The sequence below is a fragment of the Enterococcus sp. NPDC086594 genome (genome assembly GCF_044746145.1).
GTDB lineage: Bacteria > Bacillota > Bacilli > Lactobacillales > Enterococcaceae > Enterococcus_D > Enterococcus_D entomosocium.
In genome coordinates, this window is sequence record NZ_JBIVBP010000007.1 from 138,184 (window position 1) to 153,482 (window position 15,299).

Annotated in this window: 15 protein-coding genes; 2 read left to right on the forward strand and 13 right to left on the reverse strand. The window is 42.4% G+C overall.

All coding sequences use genetic code 11. The features are described from left to right. Nucleotides 1-8: 8 nt before the first annotated feature. The 13 genes from ACIPK1_RS12090 to ACIPK1_RS12150 form a co-directional block, all read right to left on the reverse strand. Complete coding sequence (locus ACIPK1_RS12090; protein ID WP_008379821.1) at nt 9-3,062, reverse strand: WxL domain-containing protein; 3,054 nt, start codon at nt 3,060-3,062, stop codon at nt 9-11. 1 nt (nt 3,063) lies between these two features. After that, nucleotides 3,064-4,191 (reverse strand): DUF916 and DUF3324 domain-containing protein, encoded by a 1,128-nt coding sequence (locus ACIPK1_RS12095; protein ID WP_400451010.1) that lies wholly within the window; start codon nt 4,189-4,191, stop codon nt 3,064-3,066. A 13-nt stretch (nt 4,192-4,204) separates the two neighbouring features. Continuing rightward, nucleotides 4,205-5,017, reverse strand: a complete 813-nt coding sequence (locus tag ACIPK1_RS12100) for a WxL domain-containing protein (RefSeq protein ID WP_008379817.1) — start codon at nt 5,015-5,017, stop codon at nt 4,205-4,207. Between the two features lie 42 nt (nt 5,018-5,059). Further along, nucleotides 5,060-5,863 (reverse strand): WxL domain-containing protein, encoded by an 804-nt coding sequence (locus ACIPK1_RS12105; protein ID WP_008379814.1) that lies wholly within the window; start codon nt 5,861-5,863, stop codon nt 5,060-5,062. A gap of 14 nt (nt 5,864-5,877) precedes the next feature. Continuing rightward, complete coding sequence (locus ACIPK1_RS12110) at nt 5,878-6,252, reverse strand: LPXTG cell wall anchor domain-containing protein (RefSeq protein WP_005236050.1); 375 nt, start codon at nt 6,250-6,252, stop codon at nt 5,878-5,880. Nucleotides 6,253-6,846: 594 nt separating this feature from the next. After that, entirely contained in the window at nt 6,847-7,503 is a 657-nt protein-coding gene (gene nth / locus ACIPK1_RS12115) for an endonuclease III (protein ID WP_005236053.1), read from the reverse strand. A gap of 24 nt (nt 7,504-7,527) precedes the next feature. Beyond that, nucleotides 7,528-8,229 (reverse strand): DnaD domain protein, encoded by a 702-nt coding sequence (locus ACIPK1_RS12120; RefSeq protein WP_400451013.1) that lies wholly within the window; start codon nt 8,227-8,229, stop codon nt 7,528-7,530. Between the two features lie 111 nt (nt 8,230-8,340). Next, entirely contained in the window at nt 8,341-8,727 is a 387-nt protein-coding gene (locus tag ACIPK1_RS12125) for a RidA family protein (RefSeq protein WP_005236057.1), read from the reverse strand. After that, nucleotides 8,724-9,164 carry a Fur family transcriptional regulator gene (locus tag ACIPK1_RS12130; protein WP_005226158.1) on the reverse strand — a complete coding sequence of 147 codons (441 nt, stop codon included), beginning with the start codon at nt 9,162-9,164 and terminating at the stop codon, nt 8,724-8,726. Before ACIPK1_RS12130 ends, ACIPK1_RS12125 begins: the two co-directional genes overlap by 4 nt. A gap of 167 nt (nt 9,165-9,331) precedes the next feature. Continuing rightward, nucleotides 9,332-10,261 carry a cysteine synthase A gene (gene cysK / locus ACIPK1_RS12135; protein WP_005236064.1) on the reverse strand — a complete coding sequence of 310 codons (930 nt, stop codon included), beginning with the start codon at nt 10,259-10,261 and terminating at the stop codon, nt 9,332-9,334. Between the two features lie 200 nt (nt 10,262-10,461). Next, entirely contained in the window at nt 10,462-11,331 is an 870-nt protein-coding gene (locus tag ACIPK1_RS12140; protein ID WP_400451016.1) for a glucosaminidase domain-containing protein, read from the reverse strand. Between the two features lie 372 nt (nt 11,332-11,703). Then, nucleotides 11,704-13,701, reverse strand: a complete 1,998-nt coding sequence (gene tkt, locus ACIPK1_RS12145; RefSeq protein WP_400451018.1) for a transketolase — start codon at nt 13,699-13,701, stop codon at nt 11,704-11,706. A gap of 100 nt (nt 13,702-13,801) precedes the next feature. Further along, the gene (locus ACIPK1_RS12150; protein ID WP_005236078.1) at nt 13,802-14,041 is read right to left on the reverse strand and encodes a DUF896 family protein; all 240 of its coding nucleotides are present in this window, start codon (nt 14,039-14,041) and stop codon (nt 13,802-13,804) included. A 136-nt stretch (nt 14,042-14,177) separates the two neighbouring features. Between ACIPK1_RS12150 and lexA the strand changes: the two genes are divergently transcribed. Both lexA and ACIPK1_RS12160 read left to right on the forward strand, forming a co-directional pair. Then, nucleotides 14,178-14,798: a transcriptional repressor LexA gene (gene lexA, locus ACIPK1_RS12155; protein ID WP_005226165.1), complete on the forward strand. Its 621-nt coding sequence runs from the start codon at nt 14,178-14,180 to the stop codon at nt 14,796-14,798. A 129-nt stretch (nt 14,799-14,927) separates the two neighbouring features. Next, a complete protein-coding gene (locus ACIPK1_RS12160) occupies nt 14,928-15,140 on the forward strand; it encodes a hypothetical protein (RefSeq protein WP_005236082.1) in 213 nt (70 codons plus the stop codon). The last annotated feature ends 159 nt before the right edge of the window (nt 15,141-15,299 follow it).

Consider the following 15,299-nt stretch of genomic DNA (forward strand, 5'->3'; position numbering starts at 1 on the left):
AGCATCGATCATTCGGTAGATGGGACAAAACTTAACTCCCATTCAATCGTTGCTTGATAGGTCATGTTACGCGGATTTGATCCAATGGGTACTTCAAGTTTGACACTATCCCCCATCGTCCCCATATCCCCGTAGCGCTGAATCCAGGTACCGCTTCCTTCATTTGCATCCGCTTCAGCGATCAAAGCGGGTACCCCAGGATCAAGGATCATTGATTCACTATAAGTGGGAGGAATTGCTGAATTGGCGGCATTCGTCAGCATAACTGCATTTTCTAAAATAATTCGTGCACCCCGAAGTTCTTCTCCTCGATCATTACGAAATCCTGCAGCGGATAATGTCGCGTTTAATTCCCAGCCGGTAAATTGAGCGCGCCGGTCAGAAATCTGCACGTAATTTGGCCGTTCCTCAGTTACTGAGCCATCAGCACTGCTAAGACGTTGTGGCAATGCCTTGTACTGTTTGGTATCTGCACTTATTGATACATCTCCAAAGCTATACTGGGAGATGAAATCGATACTGATAAACCCTAAATGTTCTGGTATATCCGGTTTATTTTCTGGATTCACTTCAATATCTGGCGCGATCGGATCTCGTGGATTCATTGTGACAATCTCTTGAACAACTGTTTCAGCTGTATCAAATTTTCCATTTAAGAAAGCGTAAGCCGTCACCGTATTATGTTTTGTAAACCGATCCCCCTCGGCTAAGGTCAAGCTGAAATCACCATTGGCATCTGCTTGAAGATGAAACAAGCTGTTATCATCAAAAGAGGGTGATTGCAGTTGCGGTGCGGGAATCGCTGGATCTCCGTCAAAACGAATCACACTATATGGTGTGGCTTTTCCCCTAATGATTCTTGAGCCTTCCAGTGCCGGATCTTCCGTTAATGGTTCTAAATGAACCTCGACATCTGGAATATATTCAAATAGAATACGTTGTGCTCTTGTGGTAAAATTCGCGCGAAAATGATCAACGATCTCTTGTGAGATGGAAGAAACATTCGAAATCGATGACAAGGTAGAGGCAAAATTCACTTTTAAATTGAAGATTGGACTCCAACTGAAGTCTGGTTCCTCCGTCAAGTTTCCATGCCGCCATTGCTTCGCAGCTTGAATATCCACATCTAATAGCCCGCCGCTGCCGGAAATCGAAATAAGGCTACTATTTGCTGCATTTCCGGTAACCGCCCTTGTTTTCTCTAAATTGATGCGTTGTGCATCCGCAAAAGTGAAGGTTGAGGCCGAGCTCAAAAATGTCATCAAGGAATGAGAGGGATTGGTTCCGTCCGACTTAATATCCAAGACTCCTTCTTTAGCAACAATAAATGTGGCGGCACCGGCTACATGGATCACTCCGGAGGTGGTGGTCCCTTGATTCACTGCATCAATTTCGACACTGCTTTTATTTCCAATAAGCATCGTGCTTCCAGCACCCATGTAGATAATGTTATAGCCCCATCCATTGAGGCTTGTGGTACGTCCGTCAGCTTTGATTACCACTTTGCTATCCTCAGACATTTCAAAGTGGGCGCCGCTAGCATACATACTGATTGCGGGGGAGTTGGCTCGGGCAGTCAAATGAAGCTCTGATCGATTACCGATATTGATCCGTCCATTCGCAATATAAATATTTGCTCCAAAAGCCTCACCGGCTGTTCCAGCTGCACGCAGAGACATCTTTGCATCATTGCCAATAGTCATACGCCCCGTTGCATAATATAAATAGATATTGCCGGAATTTATTGTCGACATGTCAACTGTTGCGTTATCAAGAATTTCCAATTGTGTTACTTCCATATTCGCTTGGTTGGTTGCATTGATCGTTTGCACACGTCCAGATCTGGAAGTATATGTCGGAGTTTGATGCGATATTACTTCGCCAGACATAATAACAGGTGTCGCTAACGAGTGGATCAACTGATTGCCCGCGTTGGTTAAATTGTGGTAACGCATTCTGGATAGATTTTGTTGCGGAATACTCATATTCGTAAAATTCATGAAGCCATAATAGTTGCCATGAACGATATCGATATTTTGGTACGTGATATCCCACGGCGTTGCACTATTGACGGTACTATCATAAAATCCGACAGCAACAGCTCTAAAGTCGATTTGATACCCATTGCCTTCGATCACAAGCGTTCGCGAAATTCCAGAAGCATTGGTCCAAATATAGGCTACCCCATTCGACGGGTTGGAAGTTGCACTTCCCGCAGCCACTCCGGAAACTCCTTGAGTAGGATTGTTTGATGATTCAAAGTCATTTACGATATTGATATAATTTACTTCTCTATTCACGATTGCCGCCATAAACTCTTGCCAGTTGGAAACATCCCGGTGACTGATTTCGTCTAACGGTGTGACAGGTTCTGTCAATTGGGCAATTGCTTCTGCTTGGTCAGCTTCTGTGTCTTGCTGATTCTCATTTAGGTTCGCGTCATTAGAAGGTTGCGTGGTTCGTTTCCCTTCCTGAGGCGTGTCTGATGGTGAGACCTCTGTCTCGATCGTTTCATTATCTGCATCATCATCCGAGTCCTCTTCCCCGTCATCTTCTGCCTGTACTTCGATCGTTAGTTCCGCTTCACCTATAAAAAGTCGATAATCGCCTATTTTATTAAAGACGATAGGAATCTCGAACTCCATTAGCTCTTCATCAAAGGTAAGCGTCCATTCCTGTTCTTCTTCAGACAGCTTCTTATTCTTCACTTCTGCAGCAAATTCTTCTTCCACGATCGCTGCTTCTTTCGCTACAACTAGCGTAATCTCATTTAAAGGTTGGCTTGATACGACGAAAACGTCGATCGGTTGATCCACGACACCTTCAATCACACTAACTGGAAACTGAAAAAAAGGTTGATGGATGTCAAATTCTTTTGTTTGGATCGGTTGTGTTGCTTTATCAAGCAAGGACATATTCTGCGTTTCGTCCAACGGTTCAATCGTGTGATCGATGGCGTGGATTTCCGGCAATAGGATACTGCTCAGACTTGGAAAAAAAGTTTGCACACTTAGTAATCCAATAATGATCGCAATTATTACCTTGTGCGGGGTATTCTTCATTTCAACTTTTCCCACCTTCCTTTGCATTTTTTTTCTTATGAACAATTAGGATGATCGCAATAATTAGAAGCAAGCTGATTAGACCAGCCGTGGCGATCATCCACCAATTGAGTGACGTATCTACAGTGACATCGAGTTCATTTAAGCGGCGAGCATCTTCTGCCTCTACGCTAAATATCTGTTCCCAAGACCACTCTTCCTCTCCTGACCGCGCAGTAAGATTCAATACATACTCCACATTACGAAAACGATCGCCATCCAAGGGAATTGGGAAATGCATATGTGAATTAGGAGCCATTTGCATAGATGATTGACTTGTTTCATATAAGATCGTCTCACCATCAACAGAACGAATTTCAGCTGTTACTTCCAATTGATTGACAAATGTTGCTGTATAATTTTGGATAACAGCACTAAATACGTTTCGGTAGTTTACTTGATCGGCAAAAACATCAAGCAGTTCCAATCCCGGATCCGTTGCGGACCGATTGTTGCTTACTACCACACCAATGACATAGGAAAATGCGTTCCGAATGCCTAATCCTTCTTCAGCAGATTGTGTTTGCTCCTCTTCCGAAATAACCTCTTTGATTCGAATGCCACCTGCCAAAACCCCTTTGAATTCCTCTTCTGGCATCGTAATCGGTAAAGAAATGATTCGTTTTTCTAATGGATCGAACAATACGGTTTCAGGCACCTCTACCAGTTCATCAATTGATGCAGGTAAAGTCGGATCAGGGGATTCTGCATCCCTGCCATATTCCACAACACCATTCACATTCGTAAATGCCGTATGGGCAGAAATTTCTATTTCGATCGCTTGATCAGAACCATTTTCGATCTCTAAAGCCAATTCATCACGTTCTCCTGCCCCAAGATTTAAATCGAAATACCCCAACGCCCCTCCTTCCAGCTGACTTTCCGGTAAGATAGGCGTCACATAAAAGTTTAATTCTGATTCTGTCTGAGCATAGCTCATTCTTGGTGAAAAAAAGAATGATAGTAGGATGACCGCACAGGTAACCGTTTTTATCCATTTCATTCTCATACGTTGTTCAGTCAAAAGTGGTTCTCCTTCCAAAAAAGGCAGGAATAATTTACTATTCCTGCCAGTTGTTTCTTGTTGCAAGCTATGATCCTTCTTACGGATTTACTGTTTCGCCGCCACTATCAACAGAAGCAGTTAGCGTCCATGTCATTTCAGCAGTATAGTTAGTTGCTAGCTGCGTGGTAGAGCCTGGTACAAATAGTTGAATATCATCATTTCTGATCATTTCGCCTTCTTGTTTATTAAGATTTTGTTCCGTCAATTTTTCCTGATCTCCCCAGTAAATCGATGAAGCGCCCGCGCCTTGACCGACCGAAGCACGCATGACAGGAATGTCTTGATCGTTGACATCTAGGATCAACGCATTTTGTTCTTCATTATTGATAACGGCACTTGGCTGTAAGTCTCGATCACCCTCGCCTTTGTTGAACACGATTTCAGGGTTTGCCAACTTGATTTTTGCCCCAGTCAAGACATCTCCTGATTCAGAAGTAAAATCAGTTAGACTAACATTTAATGTCCAACCAGCATGCGTTCCTCGGGTATCTTGCACTTGGGCAAACGATACGTACGGTGTCGTCCCTGATTGATCAGCCAAATTACGCTCGTCAGCAACGATTGAATACCAACGATCACTGGTAGAAATAGCATTCTGACCAAAATCGAATGTTTGTGGTGCATAAGCAATGGTAAATGGGCCCGTTTGTCCTGGCGGTGTTGGTTCGATTGTTTCTACTTCTGGGTGCACGACTGGCGGTTGTACCACTGTTAGATCGCTTCCGTCTGAGGTAAACCCTACAACGTTATCGGTAGTCGTTTCTAATGAAGATTGGGCAAAGGCTTGAACGCCTCCTGCTAGTAAAGTGGTGGATAATACAGCGACCGTAGCTAAACGAATCTTTTTCATTTCTAGTTCCTTCTTTCTTTTTTTATTCAGTACAAAACCAAGTTACTGAACCGTTTCTCCGTCCGGTCCAGCTGTTGCAGCCAAAGTCCAAGTAAGAGTTGCTTCATAAAGAGCAGCGTCTTTTGCTGTTGATCCAGGAACAAGTAACTCAATTCCAGCATTTTCAACAACCTCTGCACCTGCTTCTACTTGTCGATTGATTTCTTCCTGATCGCCCCAAACGACTGACGATACGCCAGCACCTTTTGTTTGAGCAGCGGTCAGAACCGAACGTTCACTATTTGTAGCATCTAAAATCAATCCATCCGCATGAATTTGTGGCTCATTTTCTTGGTTGCTTCCGTTATATTCCAATTTTGGCGAATTAAAACGAATTCTTGCTCCAGTCAGTTCATTATTCTGTGTTCCTGATTCAAAAGCACTTAAGGAAACTTTTAAATCCCAACCAGCATTTGTCCCACGCGTATCTTGGACTTGGGCAAATGAAACATAAGGAACTCTTTCTTCACTATCTTCCGCGTCTTTTAGCTTGTGTAATTCAGCCACTAGCTTATATTCTTGATCGGTATTAGAAATCACTTGCTCACCGAAATTAAGCGTAGGTGCGTAAGCAATGGTCAATGGTCCCGTTTGTCCTTCCGGGCCGACTGGATTGATCTCTACATCTGGACCATTAGGACCAGGATTTGGTGGTTGAACTACTGTCGCTTCGCTATCGTTTGGTACAAAGAGAACTTTCCCTTCTGTATCATGGTTTGTTACACTCTCAGTAGCGAAGGCTTCCGCGCTAATAGTAAATAAAGTTGCAGCTAAAACAGCTGCCGATGCAAATCGTACGAATTTCAAATTCATCCCTGCTTTCAAATTATTTGTCTTTTCTTTTTAACCATCACAAATTTTGATCGATGTTTGGTATATTGCACATACAATACAACCAGTACAAGCAGTAATCCAAGAAAGATTACGCCGTAAGTTCTTGTCTCGTTGGTCTTTGGTAAAATACCACCTGGTTTTGCTACCTTGTTTGGTGGCGATATATTCTCTGTAGGGCCTGCTGGCGGTGCTGGTTCGGGTTGCCCAATAGGCTCATAAACACCGGTAAAGAGCACAGAGCTTTCTGTTTCAACCGACTGCACTTCCTGAGCATTCACCGCTGCCGTAGAAATAGTTATCCCATAAAAAAGAGTGCAAAACAGAACCATACGAACTAATTTCCATACCTTTTCTCCTTTCATTCTCCCTCCTCCTCTATACTTGCCACGTCTTATAAGTGATCTTTTCAAAACAGCGTTTGCCTAAGACCCGTTAACAAAAATGATTTTGAGATCGTTTCAGAATCATTTGAGATGTGCAACGCTTTTTCTGTCATTCGTAAAATAGCAGAGAAAGACTTATAACTTTTGACAAAGTTCACTATACTGATGATTTTCACAGATTTGAAATATTATTTTTCACCAATGGGTGAATTTTCTTATTAATATTCCTTTTTATTGACCAAAAATAAGCATTTTTATAAAAAGAAAGGGTAAAAATTTTGCGAAAGAAGCCCATCATACTAAGCTTACAAATAGTTTCAAAAAAAAGGCGTATTGGAAGGTTCATTTCGCATCGAGCATCACCCCTCACACGATCTATTTGTGAAAAAACACCTGATTTTGAGTGGTGTAATCAAAAAAATTCAGTAAGCTTATGTTTTTCCAGTTACTTGAAAGGGCTTTAATAAAGGGTATTACGTTAATTACCTGTTTTTTATCAATTTGTGCAAAAAAAAACGCTAAGCGATTTCGCTTAGCGTCTTGATCCTAGATACTTTTGGTCTATGTTCACCATTAAATGGTTTTCTTCCCCTTCATGCGAAGCTTTCCTTCTTGGCACATCGCCAACAACGGGCAAATCTCACACTTTGGCGCCCTCGCGGTACAATGATAACGGCCAAAGAAAATCATCGTATGGTGGGTTTTGACCCATAATGGTTCGGGAATCTTTTTCATCAACGTTTGTTCAACTTCTAGTACATTGGCATCTAATTTACAAATGCGCAATCTTTTTGACACCCGTTCGACGTGGGTATCGACAGCGATTGCCGGTATCCCATAGGCATCACCAAGTACCACATTCGCAGTTTTTCTGCCGACACCTGGCAAAGAAACCAAATCTTCTCTTGTTTTCGGCACTTCACCACCAAAACGTAGCAATAGTTCCGAAGCACAAGCTTTGATATTTTTTGCCTTGTTTCGATACAGACCGATCGACTTGATTTTTGCAATCACATCTTCTAAAGGTGCTTCGCTCAAAGCTTGCGGTGTAGGATAAGCCTCAAAAAGTGCCGGGGTGACTTTATTTACCGAGACATCTGTTGCTTGCGCACTTAAAATGACTGCGATCAATAATTCAAACGCATTTTTGGATACCAATTCACCATGCGCTTCGGGAAACATCTCGTACATTGTTTCGATGGCGATCATTGTTTTTTCTTTGCTGATCATAGGACTATTTGAACTCCTTGTCTGTTACTCTCCTTCTAACCAATTATGCATAGGGATTTTGGGCATTGGCCCTTCTTCCTGTGAAATATTCTCATTTTGAAGAAATTGTTTTTTTCTTCTTTTTTGTTCTTCCTCAACTTGCGCTTTCGACGTGATATTCTTACGTTCCCAAGAAAGTAAGATACGATCGATGTAATTTAAGCTATAAGCCTGATTCAAAACCGCTTCTCGCAAAGCAAACTGAATCAGTTCCGGTTCGTAATGGTCCTCATCCAACCACTGCCCGATCCGTTGGTATTCGATTGCTGACAATGGCCGACCAAACTCGCCTTCAAACAAGCGATATAACCCACGGATTTTTTCTTCATTTGATTCTACTGCCTCATTTTTCGATTGCTGTGTCAAGAGAAATTCTAAACGGTCATAGATTCCTGTGAAATCATAATAATCAACCATTTTTCCGGCAGCATCTTTTTTTGATTCCATTCGCAGTACATCTTTTTTAAGTAATTGATTTAACCAATGATAAATTTCTTTTTGATCACTCCCCATCACAGAGGCAATCTCACGTAAATCAGGGAAATCATTTCCTTGCTCATGACTGCGATACAACTGCAGCCATAACAAAAATTCGTCATTTGTCAATCCAAGATGATGGTAATTTTCTAAAAGCAAATTTGATATCGTTGTTTGCCCTTTTGCTAAATAGTCCTTTAACGAAACCATACTGTATCCTCTTCTCCTTGATTCACCTGAAACTCTATGATCCTTTGGTCCAGGATCGATCCAATAAAAAGGGGACGACGCAAAGGCGGACGTCCCACGATTCATTCTTGGTTACGCTTTTTCTTTGACTGCTGCGATGATCTCAACTTCAACCAAAACATCTTTTGGCAAGCGGGCAACTTCTACAGCAGAACGTGCAGGTAACTCTTCATTGAACAATGTGCTATAGGTATTATTGAAAGGAACGAAATCATTCATATTTTTTAAAAAACATGTCGTCTTAACGATGTCATCTGGCGTAAGTTCCGCCGCTTCAAGAATCGCGTTGATATTTTTCAATACTTGCTGAGTCTGTACTTCAATCGTCGTACCGACAACTTCCCCCGAAACAGGATCTAATGGCACTTGACCAGAAGCAAACAAAAAGCCGTTTGCGATTTTTGCTTGAACATAAGGACCGATTGCTTGTGGTGCTTGATCTGTAGAAATTATCTTCATTTTGTTTCCTCCTCTTTCACTTGGCATTCGGGACATAGACCATAAACTTCTAGTCGATGGTTATTTATTTGATACCCAGTTAATTTCGAAGCCGCCATTTCGACATCTTCCAATCCTGGATAGTAAAAATCAGCGATCTTTCCACACTTTTGGCAGATAGCATGATAATGAGGCTCCGTTGTAAAATCAAAACGACTGGAGGCATCTCCATAATTCATTTCTTTTACAAAGCCAATTTCTGTGAACAAACGTAAGTTATTGTATACCGTTGCGACACTAATACCAGGAAAATGAACTTCAATCGCTCGATAAATCTCTTCAGCGGTCGGATGGGCATCGTGACTGGCTAAAAACTCTAATATCGCTACTCGCTGCGGTGTAATACGAATATTTTCATGTTTTAATCGTTTGATCGCTTCATCGTAGATCGTACTCACAGGAGTTCCTCCATTTCTCTTATCTCACCTATCATACTATGTAAAACCTAAAAATTCAAACAGCTTTCCTTATTTTTTCAAAGGCAAAACGCTTTTTTCAGCCCGCTTCCGTCCCCTTTTTTCGAGAAAGAAAAGCAGACATTTCAATGCCTGCTTTCTCTCGATTGTTAGTCTTCAAACTGATACAGTGCTGTAGACAAATAACGTTCGCCATTGTCGGGCACGATTGCTAAAACTTTTTTGCCTTTGCCTAGTTCTTTTGCTACCTGTAAAGCAGCTTGGATCGCAGCTCCTGAAGAGATTCCAACTAAAATCCCTTCTTTCATCCCAACTTGCCGTGCAGTTTTCATCGCATCGTCACTGGCAATTGCAATGACTTGATCATAAATTTCGGTATCTAATACTTTAGGGACAAATCCAGTACCGATCCCTTGAATCTTATGCGGTCCTGGCTTACCACCTTCTAAAATCGCAGATTCAGCAGGCTCAACACCAACTATTTTCAAATTGGGATAGACGCGCTTCAGTTCTTTGCCCGCTCCAGTGATCGTTCCACCAGTGCCGATTCCAGCGACAAAAGCATCTAAACCTTTTGATTCAAATGCATCCTCAATTTCTTTTCCTGTCGTTTTTTCATGAATTTCTGGGTTAGCTGGATTTTCAAATTGTAATGGCATATAGTAGCCGTCTTGCTCCGCTAATTCTTTTGCTTTGTTAATGGATCCTGTGATCCCTTCAGACCCAGGCGTCAAAATCAACTCTGCACCATAAGCTTGTACGATTTTCCGTCTTTCGATACTCATCGTTTCTGGCATAACCAACACAACCCGATAGCCTTTTGCCGTACCGATCATGGCTAAACCGATCCCCGTATTTCCTGAGGTTGGCTCGATAATCGTATCGCCGGCTTTCAATAAGCCGCTTTTTTCGGCTTTTTCAATCATGGCTAAAGCAATTCTGTCCTTTACGCTCCCCCCAGGATTGAAAAACTCTAATTTCACATACACATCAGCAGAACCTTCTTCTACGATATGATTTAATTTGACGATTGGCGTATGACCAACTAATTCATTGACCGATTGATAGATTTTTGTCATTGAAAATCCCTCCCGTTCTTATTCTTCCATTCTACCTAAAATACCTCGGAGTTGCGAATAAAAAGTAAGCAATTTCAAATTTTTTTTCATATAGTTTTATACTTTGTTCGATTTCCACTGACCAGAGTTTGATTGCCACGTCAAAAAAACCTTAAGATTGGCTGCAATTGTAGCAATCCATCTTAAGGTTTTTAACTTACTTATACGATCAACTCTTGTCCGATAACGATGATCTCACTGGATAATCCATTCGATGCCATCAACGCATCAACGGTTGTGCCAAATCGGTTGGCGATATCCCAAAGCGTATCCCCAGAAGCAACTTGATAGCTCTGTGCTGAAGATGTACTACCTGAAGACGTGGTCGTCGTTGTTTCGCTGGTCGTTGTGCTAGTTGTGTTTGTCCAGGCTGTATTTTGTGTCGTTCCTGTATCGAACCGTGTAAGCTGATAGGTTTCGATCAACCAGTTCAGTTTTTGTGCGTAACCTGGATCGGTAGCATAACGTCCCGTCAAGTAATTCGTTGCATCATAAAATGAGGTTGTTTGGCTTTTCCAGACACCACTATAATGAGCAGTCCCTGTCGCGAAACTTGTACTTCGCAAGACGTTCGCATGATCCTGAAACGATTCCCAATAAGAGTTATATTGACGAAACGGTTCATTCATCTCTACCCACTGACCATTCAAATACTCTTGGGTAGGCATATACACACTTTGTCCGTTGTAACTGCCTTTGACCCCAAATAAATTGTAATAGGGGGCATTGGATAATGCGGAAGAACCATAGCCGCTTTCCAAAATCGCTTGAGCGATCATCACAGAAGCATATAGATCATTGTTGGCAGCAACATCTTGTGCTGACCAGCCAATTTGTTCGATGAACCCTGAGATGTCCTGCGTCGCATATTGATTCTCAGCAGCTTGTACCTGTTGAGGAACGAAAGTGACCGTCATTGGTGCTAACATCATTCCTGCACCCATCAAAGAGACCACCGCCTTTTTACTAGGTCTTTTCATCGTCTTCTTTGGTTGATGATGTCTTTCACTTCTTGTTTGATAACTTCCCATCTTTTTCCTCCAGTAACTGTACGTTTTTTCAAATAAATCAATACAGCTATTATACGGAAAAATGCCTAGCAGTGCAAACAATGTTCACTTTTGACCCGACAAAAGACTTTTAAAAAACTTTCTGGACATCCCTCTCAGTCTGTTAATTACTGAGAAGTTTTTAAAAAAACTATTAGAATGGGATTGTATTGCTTCTCTCTTACTATTTAAAAGAGTCTATATCTTGTGGTGAAACCATTTTTCAGAAATCTTAGCCACTACTACCTTAAATAAGTCACTCTGGCACTTTCAGAGTGAGCAGTACTCGAAAAAAACACGCTCGAAAATCGAAAAGATTCTCGAACGTGCTAGCTTTGATTGATTGTCGATCAATTAATCGATTGATTTAAAAGTATTCACAACATTTTCAACACTAAAGCCGAATTCTGCTAATACTTTGTCGCCAGGTGCTGATGCACCGAAGTGATCGATCGCGATCACTTTTCCATGGCAACCGGTGTAACGTTCCCAACCAAATGGGGAAGCCGCTTCGATCGCTACCCGTTTCTTCACTGCTTTTGGCAAGACGCTTTCTTTGTATTCTGAACTTTGTGCTTCAAACAAATCAAAGCTTGGTAAGGAGACCACCGATACATCGATGCCTTCTTCTGCCAATTTAGCTTGTGCTTGGACCGCAAGATTCACTTCAGAACCTGTGGCGATCAAAATACCCGCTGGTGTTTCACCAGCTTGTTTTGAAATCACGTAACCACCTTTTGCGACATTTTCATCCGCACCGGTTTGCGTGCCTTCGATCACTGGTAGATTTTGTCGGCTTAAGACTAAGACCGTTGGTTTATCCGTTGTTGTCATGGCCAATTTCCAGGCAGCACGGGTTTCATTGCCATCTGCTGGACGAATCACTTGGACATTTGGCATGCAACGGACGCTAGCTAATTGCTCGATTGGCTCGTGGGTCGGTCCATCTTCCCCAACCGCCACGGAGTCATGTGTCAAGACATAGATCACAGGTGCATGCTGGATCGCAGACAAGCGCACCGCTGGACGCAAGTAATCAACGAAGACGAAGAAGGTCCCGCCATAGATTCGGGTACCGCCATGCAATTGGATGCCGTTCATGGCTGCCGCCATCGCAAATTCTCGGACACCAAACCAAATGTTGCGGCCTTCGTATTGGCCAGGTTCAAAGTCTTTTTCTGCTGCCACCATCGTGTTGTTGGAACCAGAAAGGTCAGCCGATCCGCCCCAGAGACTAGGGACGGCTTTGGATAAGGCTTGGATCATCTCTTTGCTGGATACCCGGCTAGCTTGTGAGCTGCCAACTTCGTAGCTTGGTAATGCTGCAGCCCAATCTGCTGGCAATTCACCCGCAAAGGCTTGTTTGAATTGCGCCGCAAGTTCTGGGTAGGCTGCTTCATAGGCATGGAAAGTTTCGTTCCAAGCTGCTTCAGCTTTTTGTCCTTCATCGATCATGGTTTCTTTGAAGCGCGCGGCAACTTCGTCAGGTACGGTAAATTCTGGGTATTCCCAGCCATAAATCGCTTTGGCTGCTGAAATGCCTTCGGCACCGATCGGCGCACCATGAACGGCAGAGGTGCCTTGATTTGGCGCACCGTATCCGATCACAGTCTTGATTTCGATCAAGGTTGGTTTGTCGCTTTCAGCTTTTGCTTCGTCGATCGCTTTCGAGATCGCTTCTAAATCATTGCCGTCTTCAACGAGAATGTGTTGCCAGCCATACGCCTCAAAACGCGCACCGACATTTTCTGTAAAGGCTTTTGAGGTCGGACCATCTAGGGAAATGTCGTTTGAATCGTACAAGACGATCAGTTTATCTAATTTCATGTGACCCGCCATGGATGCAGCTTCTTGCGAAACACCTTCCATCAAATCCCCATCGCCACATAAGGCATAGGTATAGTGATCGATGACTTGATACTTGTCGCGATTGTAGGTTGCAGCCAAGTGGGCTTCAGCCATTGCCATACCGACTGCCATGGCGATCCCTTGTCCTAAAGGTCCAGTGGTTGCTTCCACGCCGTCTGTGTGATCGACTTCTGGATGTCCTGGCGTGCGGCTATCCCATTGACGGAAGTTTTTTAGATCCTCAATGGTCACATCGTAACCAGACACATGCAACAAGCTGTACAATAGAGCCGAACCATGTCCAGCAGACAAAACAAAGCGGTCACGATCCACCCAGTTGCGAGAAGTCGTTGGATTGACTTTCAAGTGTTTGGTCCACAAGGCATAGGCCATGGGTGCTGCCCCCATCGGTAATCCCGGATGTCCTGAATTGGCTTTTTGTACGGCTTCGATACTTAATGTACGAAGGGTGTTCACTCCTAATTGATCGATTTTATCAAACAATGGTAGTTCCTCCTAATTTAGGTTTTTTTTACCTTTATTACATCTTTTATTATACGTGATTCAGATGCTTATTTCAATAGCAATGAAAAGGAATTCACAATTATCTGCCGTGGAGACCTTTTTTCTTTTGAATCTCTTTTAATTTCTCTGGTGTCACATCAGCACCTTCAGGATCAACGATCTTCATTCCTTCGATATGGTGACGCATTCCTCCACGAAAGGCGGTTAAATACTCGTCACGTAGAACTTTTTGTTCGTTCGTTTCTGCCTCAGTCAATCCCTCTGTTTTTTTCTTGTTGGCAAGTTCATTGATTCGAGCTAATTTTTCTTGAGATAGCATATTCGTTCCTCCTTTTCCCTCTTGATTTTACTACAAACTAGCGAATAAAAACAATAGTGTAAAAAGCGAACATTTGTTTGAATATTCGATATACCTATGGTACACTAATGTTATCAAATGAAAGAAGGTGTCAGTTTTGGCAAAACGAACAGAAAATCGACAAATCGAAATTCTTAAGTTCATTCATACCCGTGTCACTGAAAAAGGCTATCCGCCGACTGTTCGCGAAATTGGCGAAGCCGTTCAGTTATCTTCTACCTCAACTGTTCATGGCCATTTGTCCCGACTTGAAAAAAAGGGGTTAATCTTACGAGATCCTACAAAACCCAGAGCCATTGAATTAACTGCTTCCGGTCTTGAAAAAATCGATGTTCAGCCAGCATCCATTCCGATGCTTGGTGTCGTAACTGCGGGAGAACCGATTTTAGCAGTGGAAGATGCATCCGATTTCTTTCCGATTCCGCCAGATTTAGCAAATAGTACCGGTAGTTTGTTTATGTTGACGATCCGAGGAGAAAGTATGATCAATGCTGGCATCCTTGACGGCGATCAAGTGATCGTTCGCAAACAACAAAGTGCGCAAAATGGTGATATTGTGATCGCTATGACAGATGAAGATGAAGCTACTTGCAAACGATTCTATAAAGAAAAGAATTACATTCGTTTACAACCGGAAAATGATTACTTAGAACCAATCATTTTGCCTGACGTAACGATTTTAGGATTGGTTGTTGGGTTGTATCGACATCTGCTTTGATGCTCAACGAGCTGACTAGGAAATCTTCGTTTTTACGAAGATTTTTTTTCTTTCCTCTTTACAAACCGAACAAAGATTCGTATAATAAGTATACAAACATAAGTTCGCATTATTTAAGGAGTGAATGAGATGAAAGCAGTTCGTCGATTTGGTTTTATGTTATGGGTTTTATTGATGGGTATTGTTATTGGCTATTTTGGCGTTCTAAGTGCTGTTCTGATTTTTTGTCCTCTAATGATGCTTTGGTTCATGCTATGGGATGAAAAGAAATTCCGCCAAGCAGAGCGCAAACGTAACCGCCATTATTATCACGATCATGATTTTTATCGTTACGAACCATGATCCTTCCCCTACATACGCCATAAGGCAGAAGAAACAAAAAAGGACTCCTGCGAGTCCTTTTTTTGTGGCTCTATAATTTATGGGACTGATGAATCAGAATTGATTCTTCAGTCCCATTTTCATTTTAGGTATTAAAAAACATATCGTTCTCTAGTATGA

Bases quoted from the DNA above. Each gene is read 5' to 3' on its own strand.
- ACIPK1_RS12140 (WP_400451016.1), bottom strand. From the start codon at position 11,331: ATGGGAAGTTATCAAACAAGAAGTGAAAGACATCATCAACCAAAGAAG.
- ACIPK1_RS12110 (WP_005236050.1), bottom strand. From the start codon at position 6,252: ATGAAAGGAGAAAAGGTATGGAAATTAGTTCGTATGGTTCTGTTTTGC.
- ACIPK1_RS12125 (WP_005236057.1), bottom strand. From the start codon at position 8,727: ATGAAGATAATTTCTACAGATCAAGCACCACAAGCAATCGGTCCTTAT.
- ACIPK1_RS12120 (WP_400451013.1), bottom strand. From the start codon at position 8,229: ATGGTTTCGTTAAAGGACTATTTAGCAAAAGGGCAAACAACGATATCA.
- cysK (WP_005236064.1), bottom strand. From the start codon at position 10,261: ATGACAAAAATCTATCAATCGGTCAATGAATTAGTTGGTCATACGCCA.
- ACIPK1_RS12160 (WP_005236082.1), top strand. From the start codon at position 14,928: ATGAAAGCAGTTCGTCGATTTGGTTTTATGTTATGGGTTTTATTGATG.
- ACIPK1_RS12100 (WP_008379817.1), bottom strand. From the start codon at position 5,017: ATGAAAAAGATTCGTTTAGCTACGGTCGCTGTATTATCCACCACTTTA.
- ACIPK1_RS12150 (WP_005236078.1), bottom strand. From the start codon at position 14,041: ATGCTATCTCAAGAAAAATTAGCTCGAATCAATGAACTTGCCAACAAG.
- nth (WP_005236053.1), bottom strand. From the start codon at position 7,503: ATGATCAGCAAAGAAAAAACAATGATCGCCATCGAAACAATGTACGAG.
- ACIPK1_RS12090 (WP_008379821.1), bottom strand. From the start codon at position 3,062: ATGAAGAATACCCCGCACAAGGTAATAATTGCGATCATTATTGGATTA.